Origin of the sequence: Segatella cerevisiae (genome assembly GCF_024054555.1) — a bacterium.
GTDB lineage: Bacteria > Bacteroidota > Bacteroidia > Bacteroidales > Bacteroidaceae > Prevotella > Prevotella cerevisiae.
In genome coordinates, this window is sequence record NZ_JAMXLY010000035.1 from 25,221 (window position 1) to 36,769 (window position 11,549).

Below are 11,549 nucleotides of genomic sequence, written 5' to 3' on the forward strand. Positions count from 1 at the left end.
TTTGTATCTTTACACACAGAAATAAAAACGACTAAAATGCACTTTAAATGGAAATATGCGACACCTACATCAGAACAAGATAAATTAGCAAATGAATTAGGAGAAAAAATGAGCATCAGCCCTATCTTGGGGCAATTGCTCATCCACCGTGGCATTACGACAGAATCAGCTGCCAAGAGGTTTTTCCGCCCCCAACTGTCAGACCTTATCAACCCCTTCCTGATGAAAGACATGGATATGGCCGTCGACAGACTGAATGACGCCATGGGACGGAAAGAGCGGATCAGGGTATGGGGCGATTATGATGTCGACGGATGTACAGCTGTGGCTCTGGTGTATAAGTTTCTGCAGCAATTCTATTCCAATATTGACTATTACATCTCAGACCGCTACAATGAAGGTTACGGACTGACAAAAATTGGAATAGACAAAGCGAAGGTCGATGGTGTCAAACTCATCATCATCCTGGACTGCAGTCTGAAGGCTATCGAAAGTATGCTGCCTTATGCCAAAGGACTGGGGATTGACATCATCGTCTGTGACCATCACGGCATAGACCCTGAGGAAGAGGTACCTGAAGATGTACCTGTCCTCAACCCTTTGCAAGCCGGAGACTCCTATCCTTTCAAGTATCTTTGCGGATGCGGTGTAGGTTTTAAATTCATGCAGGGTTTTGCCAAGAACAACGGCATCTCCTTTTCCCATCTCATCCCCTTGCTCGATTTTTGCGCCGTAGCCATTGCTGCGGACATTGTGCCGGTCACTGACGAAAACCGCATACTCGCCTTTCATGGCCTCAAGCGATTGAACCAAAACCCAAACGTGGGTCTGAAAGCCATTATCGATATCTGCGGACTCAACGGCAGAGAAATCACGATGAGCGATATCATCTATAAGATAGGCCCTCGGATCAATGCCTCTGGCCGTATGGAAAACGGCAAGAAGAGTGTCGAACTGCTGGTGGAGAAGAACTACGATACGGCCCTCAAGATGGCACGCAATATCGACTTGTACAATGAACAGAGAAAAGGCATTGACAAACAGATGACCAAAGAGGCCAACGATATTGTGTCCCGACTGGACAGTCAGGTCCACCGCTCCTCTATCGTGCTCTACAACGAAAAGTGGAAAAAAGGCATCATCGGCATTGTCGCCTCCCGCCTTACAGAAATTTATACCAGACCGACGATTATCATCACGAAAGACACGACAAAAGAAGGTGAATTTGCTATCGGCTCTGCCAGAAGTGTCCCCGGCTTCGATGTCTACAAAGCCATCAAGAGTTGCCGCGACCTGATGACAAGTTTCGGAGGACACCCTTACGCTGCCGCCCTGAATATGAAATGGGAGAATGTCAAGAAATTCCGTGACCAGTTTCAGAAATACGTTGAAGAGCATATCACCCCCGAACAGATAGAACCTATCCTCAATATTGAAGCCGTCATTGACTTCAAGGATATTACAAGAAAACTGAGATGTGACCTGAAGAAATTCTCACCTTTCGGACCTATGAATGAAAAACCGCTATTTTGCACCATCGGCGTATATGACTACGGTACCAGTAAAGTTGTAGGAAGAAACCAGGAACATATCAAACTCGAACTCGTTGATTCAAAATCCAGTAATGTCCTGAACGGCATTGCCTTCGGGCAAAGTGCCTCTGCAAGATACATCAAAAGCAAAAGGAGTTTCGATATTGCATATACCGTCGAGGACAATATCTTCAAGCACAATCAAGTACAACTTCAGATCGAAGATATCCGCCCTTCAGCAGAAGAAATTCAGGAATAGTTTGATTCGAAAGACAGATCTCTCGCTGTAAGTTATGACCGACATATACCTTGATTTACTCAAACGCTATTGGGGTTATCCTGATTTTCGAGGTATCCAACGCTCTATCATAGAAAGCATTGGGGCAGGCAAGGATACCTTGGGGCTGATGCCTACAGGAGGTGGTAAATCCATCACTTTCCAGATTCCGGCACTTGCCAAAGAGGGAGTGTGCATTGTCATCACGCCTTTGATTGCTTTGATGAAAGACCAGGTCATGCACCTCAGGCAAAAAAGTATTCGGGCGGATGCCATCTATTCGGGAAGATCCAGAAGTGAGATCGTCCAGATCTTGGAGAATTGCATCTTCGGGGGCATCAAGATTCTCTATATCTCCCCGGAACGGCTTTCCTCAGAACTCTTTCAAACCAAACTCCGGCACATTCAAGTGAGTTTCATCACCGTTGACGAAGCACATTGTATCAGTCAGTGGGGATATGATTTCCGTCCTTCCTATCTCCATATTGCCGACATCAGGAAGATGAAGCCGAATATTCCTGTCCTCGCCCTCACGGCTACAGCGACACCGGAGGTTGTAGAGGATATTCAGGAAAAACTCCAATTCAGGGAAAAGAATGTTTTCCGTATGAGTTTTGAGCGGAAGAACCTTGCTTATATTGTCAGGTCTACAACGGATAAAAACGGAGAATTGATCCATATCCTATCCTCGCTTAAAGGCAGTGCCATCATCTACGCCAGAAGCCGGAAAAAAACGAAAGAGATCGCGAAAATGCTGACGGAGGGAGGAATCAGTTCTACTTTTTACCATGCCGGTTTGGCTCCTGCGACCAAAGATGAACGTCAGAAAGCCTGGCAGGATGACAAGATCAGGGTGATCGTTGCCACCAATGCCTTTGGAATGGGGATAGACAAACCCGATGTGCGTTGCGTCATACATATTGACTTCCCCGATTCCATCGAAGCTTATTTCCAAGAGGCCGGACGTGCAGGAAGAGACGGAAAGAAAGCCTATGCCGTATTGCTCTATAATACGAGTGACCAAAGAATCCTGAAACAACGTGCCGCTAATACCTTTCCACCAAAAGATTATATCCGGGATGTATACGAGCATCTGGCTTATTTCTACCAGATCGCAGTGGGATCAGGAACCGGAAAGACCTTTGAATTCAATATTGAAAAATTCTGTTTTACTTATAAGTACTTTCCAGTCCCTGTAGATTCGGCTCTACACATACTGGAAAATTCCGGATACCTTCATTACGAAAGTCAACCCGATGATCAGGCGAGATTGATGTTCAGGATCGGTCGCGATGAACTCTACCGGCTCCAAGGCAAGAGTGAACTCGAAGAACGGGTGATCACTGCCCTCTTAAGACTCTATGGCGGACTGTTCACAGACTATGTGTATATCGATGAGAGTTTTCTGGCGCTTCAGACCGGTTACACCCAACAGCAAATCTATTTGGTGCTGAAGACCTTGAGTGCCCAAGGGATCATCGACTTCATTCCACAGAAGAAAACACCTTATATCACCTACCTTCAAAGGCGGGAGGACGCAGACAAAATCATTATCCCTAAAGAAGTTTATGAGATCAGGCGGGACCAATATATCCGTCGGATAAATGCGATACTCGACTATGCGGCAAACCGTCATACCTGCCGGTCCAGACTTTTACTGCGCTATTTTGGAGAGACAAACACCCAAGACTGCGGTCAATGCGACGTCTGTCTGGAACACCAGAACGATCTCTATTCAGAAAAGCAATCAGAACCGATAAGGCAAAAGATTCTTCAACTCCTTTCTGACGGGAAAAAGCATCCGATCACAAAACTCCATCAATTTAACGTACCCGAGACAGCACTACATACCGCTTTGGAAGAATTGGTCGATGAAGAAATCATCCATGTAGACGGTTCCTTCCTATACCGTTAAGGAATTAAGCCTGCGCAGTTTATACCCCGTTCTTTCTACACTTGGAAATTGTACCAAGAACAGCAATTCGGACAAAGCCAGCCACATCCAAGTTGATCCTAATCGACAGATCCTCAACTGTAATCCACGCCTATTCCCTAAATATTCCGTTTATAGAAATCACTTTCTGTCAATCTAAAAGGCATCGCCTTTTACCTGATATGAAAGTATCGCTATGTATCACACTCCCAACTGATTACCTGCCATCTGAGGTTTTCGAAGAGTCAAAGAAAAGGCAATAAAAAAAGAGGATTGAGTCCTCCCGGACTCAATCCCCCACAACATGATGTACGAGAAAAAATAAGTTGTTCTCAAATACACGATTTATTTATCACTATTCTCAGGACGAAGTTTACGAACTGCTTCGCCAGCCCGCCACATTTCCATATCGTGCATAGCCTTCAATTCCTTGTTCAACTTCTCACGATAATCGGCCTTAGAATTACTATCAATAGAAATTTGTGCTTCAATACCAGTCTTGACAGAGAGATACAGCCATTCCATTACAGGATGGATAGCGTCGCGGAAACGAGGAGCCCAGTCAAGAGCACCACGCTGTGCTGTTGTAGAACAGTTAGCATACATCCAGTCCATACCTTTAGCGCCGAACAATGGGGCAAGACTCTGAGTCAACTCTTCAACTGTTTCGTTGAAAGCTTCCGAAGGAGAATGTCCATGCTCACGAAGAACATTGTACTGAGCTTCCAGCAAGCCCTCGATGGCACCCATCAAAGCACCTCTTTCACCAGTCAGATCTGAAGTAGCCTCACGCTGGAAAGTTGTCTTGAACAGATAACCGGAACCAATTCCGATTCCCATAGCCAAAACTCTGTCTTCAGCCTTGCCTGTAGCGTCCTGCTCAACAGCGTAAGAACAGTTTACACCACGGCCTTCCTGGAACATTGTCCGCAGAGAAGTACCGGATCCTTTAGGTGCTACCATAATGACATCAACATCTTTAGGAGGAACTACACCTGTACGATCCTGCCAGTTGATCGCAAATCCATGAGAATAATACAGAGCCTTGCCTTTGGTCAAATATTTTTTAATGGTAGGCCACTGTGCGATCTGACCGGCGTCAGACAACAGCATGCACAGGATTGTTCCCTTTTCTGCAGCCTCTGCGATAGAGAACAGTGTCTTTCCAGGAACCCAACCATCGGCTTTAGCTTTCTCATAAGAGCGACCAGGGCGTTGACCAACAATGACATTGAAACCGTTATCACGCAGATTGCAAGACTGACCAGGGCCTTGAATACCGTAGCCAATAACTGCAATTGTCTCGTTCTTTAACACTTCGCGCGCCTTTTCCAATGAATACTCTTTGTTGGTGACCACTGTCTCTACAACGCCACCGAAATTGATTTGTGCCATATTGATAAAAATTTTATGCGGCCAGTGCGGACCGCTGTTAAACGATTAAAATCTCTTTAAAATCTCTCTTACCTATCTGGTCTGATATCCAGGAAATAAAGTTCCCTGATTTATCAAACATTTTGTTGCTTTATCATTAACCGACCGCAAAGGTAATAATTTAAAATGAAACAGCAAAATATTGTGTCACTTTTTTATAAAAATAGCCTTACTTCTTACAACCTCAACTTCTTTAGAACTTTGAGGTTCTGTTTTTGTGACCTTAAAAGCATATACACCGTTGCCTTCATTCTCGCGGTAGAAGTTCAATTTATCGCCCTGATGACTTTCTGCCACATAAGCGATTTCAAAACGCTTCAATGTATTATTGCGATAATAATCCAAATCGAAAAGGTCCAAAATATGATCGATATACCGGATACTGTTAATGTGACCGTTAATGTCCACATCACTATAATAGGTATTCACAGTCCGCACTTTTACAGCATCTGCCCCCACCTGGACTCTTGAGGTCTTGGCTATCGGACAGGTCTTCTCCTTATTGACATATTGCAGGATGCTGCCGTCTTTGATGGAACCCAGATCGACAGGTTGTCTGGTCTGAGTGTCAATGACAGCCCAAATACTTCTGGCATAGCCATAGACTTGATGCGACAAAGAATCTATAATAGCAAAATTACGGCAGGTGAAGGAACGCAATATACTCTCCACCCATGTCTCTATGGTATATTTCCGGTTGACTACAGGCATATCCTCCATTTCAATGGCAAGGCGACTCAACACCCACGTACGGTGGATACTGTTCATATAGTCCATGCCCAGTCCGTGCTCATCACTGTGATAGTCAGAAGCATTGAGCATCTCCTGGCCAAGTTCTCCCCAGAAGAGATGATGTGTAAAATCGTTATGGAATTCTTCAGATACAAAATTGTAACGACCGACCAACTTATTTCCCATGGGCATCCTCCCCCAGTTCTCCACCGGTCTTAAGATAATCAGAAATAGGTTCTTTATAACTTCGTGTCACGGCAATCCTCCCGCTACTGGTATACTGCAAGAGACATCCGAAATCATTCAAGGCATGAAAAAGATCTGTAATATCCTCTGTCAGTCCTGCCAACAATACCGTACTATAAGTCGGGTTCACCTCCATCATCCTGGCATCATGCCGGCGGATCGTACGGGAGACCTCCGGGTTATCCAGCAACACTGACGAGGAAATCTTATACAGAGCAACCTCGTGGATAAAAAGTTGGTCATCCAGATAGTAATCTGCTTTCAAGACATCAATGATCTTCTCGATAGCCTTGGTGATCTTCTTGATCTGCTCTTCCTCGCTCCAAGCAGTAATGGTATACTTATGAATATTCTTAACACTACTTGCCGAAACATTCAAACTCTCGATGTTGACCTGTCGACGAGTAAATACTGCCGTAACTTGATTCAAGATACCGGCAATATTTTCAGAATAAACCAATAATGTATATAATTTCTTCTTATTATCGTCCATTTTCCTATATATTAAAGAACAGGGTGATTGCACTTCCACACCCGAATCGTATTTGAACAGAGTCCTGTTTCTTATTTTCACTATGAGTCACATAAGGCAACTCCCTATCTTCAACAATCCAGAGACAGTTGCATCTGATCCAGACTCGTTCCCGGAAGTATCATCGGTACAATGTTTTCATCCTCTTTGATGGCACACTCCAATAAATAAGGACCCTTGGTGGAAAGCATCTTCCCTATTTTACGCTTCAAGTCTTTCCGCTCAATGACCACGTCATAAGGGATGCCATAGCCTTCAGCAATTTTCTGATAACGCGGGTTCAACATCTTCGTGAAAGAGCGCCGATGACCGAACATCAGATCCTGCCATTGACGGACATTACCCAAATAGTTATTGTTCAGGAGAATCATCTTTACAGGAGCTTGCTGCTCCATAATGGTTCCCAATTCCTGGATGCTCATCTGCAGTCCGCCGTCTCCCATGAAGCAGCAGACCGTCCGATCAGGTGTTCCAAAAGTTGCTCCGACAGCAGCGGGAAGTCCAAAGCCCATTGTGCCGAATCCGCCACTCGTCACGATAGAGCGGGAACGCTTGTATTTGAAATAGCGGCTCGAGATCATCTGGTTCTGCCCCACGTCATTGACCAAGACGCCATCGCCATTTGTCATTTCAGAGACCACATTGACAACTTCCCCCATCAACAGCGGACCGTCTTTAGGATGGATACCGGGTTCGATGACCTTTTCTTTCTCCTCCTCGGCATATTTACGGAAGGATTTCAGCCATGCCGTATGTGTCCTTTTCTGCAACAATTGTGTCAGGGCAGGCAGAGCCTCCTTACAATCCCCTATGACAGGCACGTCTACGGGAATATTCTTATTGATTTCCGATTTGTCGATATCCAGATGAATGATCTTGGCCTGTTTGGCATAAGTCGAAGGCGTACCGGTATCACGGTCACTGAACCGCATGCCGATAGCGATCAGGACGTCACATTCCTGCGTTTTCATGTTCGTGGCATAATTGCCATGCATGCCCAGCATTCCCATGTCCAGAGGATGATCACTGGGCAGTGCTGAGAGTCCCAACAAAGTCCGGCCTGCAGGAATGTCAGCTTTTTCCAGAAAATCAATCAACTCCTGTTGGGCACCGGCCAACTCTACCCCATGTCCGACCAAAGCAAAAGGTTTCTCGGCATGATTGATAAGGTCAGCAGCCTTCCTAATCTCCTCCTGATCCAATTCAGGATAAGGGCGATAGGATCTGACACTCTCCACTTTGACAGGTTTCCATTCACATTTCCCCGTCTGCGCATTTTTTGGAAAGTCGAGGACGACAGGTCCCGGTCGGCCGGAACGGGCGATATAGAAAGCCCTGCTGACAGCCCAGGCAACATCTTCTGCACGTCTGATCTGATAAGCCCATTTGGTAATAGGTTGGGCGACGCCGACAAGGTCTACCTCCTGAAAGGCATCTGAGCCCAAAGCGCCTATGCCCACCTGCCCTGCAATCACGACGATAGGCGTAGAATCCATCATAGCGTCTGCCACGCCTGTCAAAGTATTTGTGACACCCGGACCACTGGTTACCAAACAGACACCGACTCTTCCGCTCACACGCGCAAAACCTTCGGCAGCGTGGGCGGCAGCCTGCTCATGACGTACCAGAATATGATTAAAACATTTCTTGTCTCCTCTTGTATAGGTGTAGATAGAATCATACACCGGCATAATGGCTCCTCCAGGATAGCCGAAAATCGTATCTACTCCCTCAAGGTGAAGGGCACGCATTAAGGCTTCGGAACCTGATATCATTTCTTTTCCCATAATCAATCCTCTTTCTCTCTGTAAAAATGAACCTATACCTGTCAAAGGCATTATACTCTATTCCATACAGCATATACGCCCATCTGAAATATCCGGATGCACAACATCCGGATATCCACTTACTCTTTATTATTCTATCACGCGCACCCCGCCCATGTCTGCAGATGATACGCTCTGTGCATAAGCCTTTAAAGCTTTGGACACTACACGGTTTCGCTTTAGAGGTTGTTGCGGACGGGCATTCAACTCTTCGTCCGATAATTTCACGTTAATACTTCTATTCGGTATATCGATGACGATGATGTCACCGTCTTTAAGTTTGCCGATATTTCCTCCTGAAGCTGCTTCCGGAGAGATATGTCCAATACTCAGTCCTGAGGTACCTCCGGAAAAACGACCGTCAGTAATCAAGGCGCATTGCTTTCCGAGGTGACGGCTCTTGATGTAAGAAGTCGGATAAAGCATCTCCTGCATGCCGGGACCTCCCTTGGGACCTTCATGAGTAATGACGACACAGTCGCCTGCGTTCACCTTACCGCCGAGAATGCCGTCACAGGCGTCCTCCTGACTGTCAAAGCAAACTGCCGGTCCTTCAAAATGCCATAATTCCGGTGCCACACCTGCCGTCTTCACGACACTACCTTTCGGAGCAATATTGCCAAAGAGAACGGCAAGACCACCATCCTTGGTATAAGCATGTTGCAGATCACGGATACATCCTGCAGCGCGGTCTGTATCAAGGCTCTCCCACTGGGCGTTCTGACTACCCATGACCGTAGAGAACTTGCGCCCCGGTGCACTATGATATATACGGTCTGCTTCAGGATTTATCTTCTCACGGGTAATATCATATTTTGCCATCTCATCATCCAGAGTCTCTCCGTCTACTCTCTTGACCTTTCCACGAATGAGACCGCCTTTATTCAGTTCGTTGAGGATTCCCAAGATACCTCCTGCACGATTACATTCCTGAACACTGTATTTCTGAGTATTGGGAGCTAGTTTGCAAATGCAAGGTACTTTCCGACTCAACTGGTCGATATCTGACAAACTGAAATTTACGTTGCCTTCCTGAGCGACAGCCAAAAGATGAAGTACTGTATTCGTACTTCCTCCCATAGCAATGTCCAAAGTCATGGCATTGAGGAAGGAATCCCTTGTGGCGATATTGCGAGGCAAGACACTGTCATCACCGTCACGATAATAAGCATAGGCATTTTTGACAATCTGATGAGCGGCATCTTTGAACAAGCGAATTCTGTTCTTGTGAGTTGCAAGTATTGTACCGTTTCCCGGCAGTGCCAGTCCGATAGCTTCGGTCAGGGAGTTCATAGAATTAGCCGTAAACATCCCGGAGCAACAGCCGCAACCGGGACAACAGGTCTGTTCGATCTGAGCCAGGTCTTCATCACTGCAACTCGGATCACCACCATTGATCATCGCCGTGATCAGATCGGCATTCTCGCCTTTCCAGCGTCCTGCTTCCATCGGACCTCCTGAACAGAAAATAGTAGGAATGTTCAGGCGCATCGTTGCCATCAACATCCCCGGTGTAATCTTGTCACAATTGGAAATGCAGATCATTGCATCAGCTTTATGTGCATTGACCATGTACTCGACAGAGTCTGCTATCAGATCGCGCGAAGGCAGAGAATACAGCATACCATCATGCCCCATTGCAATACCGTCGTCAATGGCAATCGTATCAAATTCAGCCGCATAGCATCCCATGGATTCTATTTCTTTCTTGACGATCTGACCTATTTCATGAAGATGAGTATGACCGGGTACAAATTGTGTAAAACTATTTACAATCGCAATAATGGGTTTACCAAATTGTTGAGGTTTCATACCAGCGGCAACCCAAAGCGCTCTTGCTCCCGCCATTCTTCTGCCTTCAGTACAGACAGCACTCCTTAACTGATGTTTCATAATCTTCCTGTATCTTACAATAATTCTACTGCAAAGATAAGGAGTTTTTGAATAATAGCCAACTAATACATTAAATAAATTCTCAAATAGAACAAATTCGAAAGATAAAAAGCTGTAAAAGTAACAATTTAAATTCTAATCCAATAAAACCGACCTTAGAAAAGGATAAGAATATGCGGAGGATATTGGGAATAAAACAGATAGATACAAGTAAATAGTTGTATTCTACTAGCGATTTTATCGATAAAAGGTCTATTCTGGAAAAGTGACAATTATAATGACCAAAACAAATATGCAGAAAGTTAATACTCTGCAGATAAAGGGGAAAATAAAGGTTTATAGAGAAGCAAGTTGTAAAAAATCCAGTAGAAACTGCATTTGATAAAAAAGACTTTGTCTCAAACCGTCAAAATTACTCTTGAAAAATGATAAATCGGGTATATTTTCATTGACAATTATACAACAAATAGTGACAAATTTGACTGTAAGTCCGTCTAAAAGCAATAAGCGTCTAAATAATGCAATTGACCTTCAGTGAAAACACGATACCCGAGAAATATCAGGGAAAAAATACCATCAGAAATCATAGAAATTAAAAGAAAGACCGTATACTCCAGTATTCCTCTTATCTTAATCTATGGCAAACTAGCAATGCAGAAGTCCCTGAAAAAAAACGTACTCGTAGTTTCGAGAAAGTCAGCATTATGTTTCTCGAAAGAGACGGCTGAGTTTCGAGAAAGTCGACGCTATGTTTCTCGAAAGTATCAGGCACTTTATTCCGAAGAAAACACTTTAGGCGCATTTCCCAAACACAAGTAACGGATGCAGCTATACTCCTTTCTTATGAAACGGTAATTTCCACTCAAGGGATCGTACTCATGGTTGGTCAACCACCGAACGACAATCGAGACTATTAGAAAAAGAAGTCGTGTACACCACATTATTCCAAGAAGGATGATAATTCCATACCAGAATACGAAACAACGAAAGGCCACGTAAGAGACACAAACAAAAAAGGAGGGTGTGTCAAAATAGACATATCCTCTTTTTTTATCACAAAGCCCCGACTTTCTCAAGCCAGGGCTTTGCCATGTCCAAAAATTTTTGTACCTTTAGACATATACTTTATAACTATGGCAAAGTT

At 44.8% G+C, this 11,549-nt stretch carries 7 protein-coding genes; 2 read left to right on the forward strand and 5 right to left on the reverse strand.

Going from position 1 to position 11,549, the window contains the following annotated elements; genetic code table 11:
- Window positions 1-36: 36 nt before the first annotated feature.
- Both recJ and NG821_RS09240 read left to right on the forward strand, forming a co-directional pair.
- Window positions 37-1,791: a single-stranded-DNA-specific exonuclease RecJ gene (gene recJ, locus NG821_RS09235; protein WP_252761375.1), complete on the forward strand. Its 1,755-nt coding sequence runs from the start codon at window positions 37-39 to the stop codon at window positions 1,789-1,791.
- 34 nt (window positions 1,792-1,825) lie between these two features.
- Window positions 1,826-3,724 (forward strand): RecQ family ATP-dependent DNA helicase, encoded by a 1,899-nt coding sequence (locus NG821_RS09240; RefSeq protein ID WP_252761376.1) that lies wholly within the window; start codon window positions 1,826-1,828, stop codon window positions 3,722-3,724.
- A 363-nt stretch (window positions 3,725-4,087) separates the two neighbouring features.
- Here NG821_RS09240 and ilvC read toward each other — a convergent pair whose 3' ends face one another.
- From ilvC to ilvD, 5 genes are all read right to left on the reverse strand, one after another.
- The gene (gene ilvC, locus NG821_RS09245) at window positions 4,088-5,137 is read right to left on the reverse strand and encodes a ketol-acid reductoisomerase (RefSeq protein ID WP_252761377.1); all 1,050 of its coding nucleotides are present in this window, start codon (window positions 5,135-5,137) and stop codon (window positions 4,088-4,090) included.
- A 186-nt stretch (window positions 5,138-5,323) separates the two neighbouring features.
- Window positions 5,324-6,094 (reverse strand): acyl-[acyl-carrier-protein] thioesterase, encoded by a 771-nt coding sequence (locus tag NG821_RS09250; RefSeq protein WP_394802078.1) that lies wholly within the window; start codon window positions 6,092-6,094, stop codon window positions 5,324-5,326.
- A complete protein-coding gene (ilvN, locus tag NG821_RS09255; protein WP_252761379.1) occupies window positions 6,084-6,647 on the reverse strand; it encodes an acetolactate synthase small subunit in 564 nt (187 codons plus the stop codon). Before ilvN ends, NG821_RS09250 begins: the two co-directional genes overlap by 11 nt.
- Window positions 6,648-6,757: 110 nt before the next feature.
- Window positions 6,758-8,473 (reverse strand): biosynthetic-type acetolactate synthase large subunit, encoded by a 1,716-nt coding sequence (gene ilvB, locus NG821_RS09260; RefSeq protein WP_252761380.1) that lies wholly within the window; start codon window positions 8,471-8,473, stop codon window positions 6,758-6,760.
- A gap of 129 nt (window positions 8,474-8,602) precedes the next feature.
- Window positions 8,603-10,405: a dihydroxy-acid dehydratase gene (ilvD, locus tag NG821_RS09265; RefSeq protein WP_252761381.1), complete on the reverse strand. Its 1,803-nt coding sequence runs from the start codon at window positions 10,403-10,405 to the stop codon at window positions 8,603-8,605.
- Between the last annotated feature and the right edge of the window lie 1,144 nt (window positions 10,406-11,549).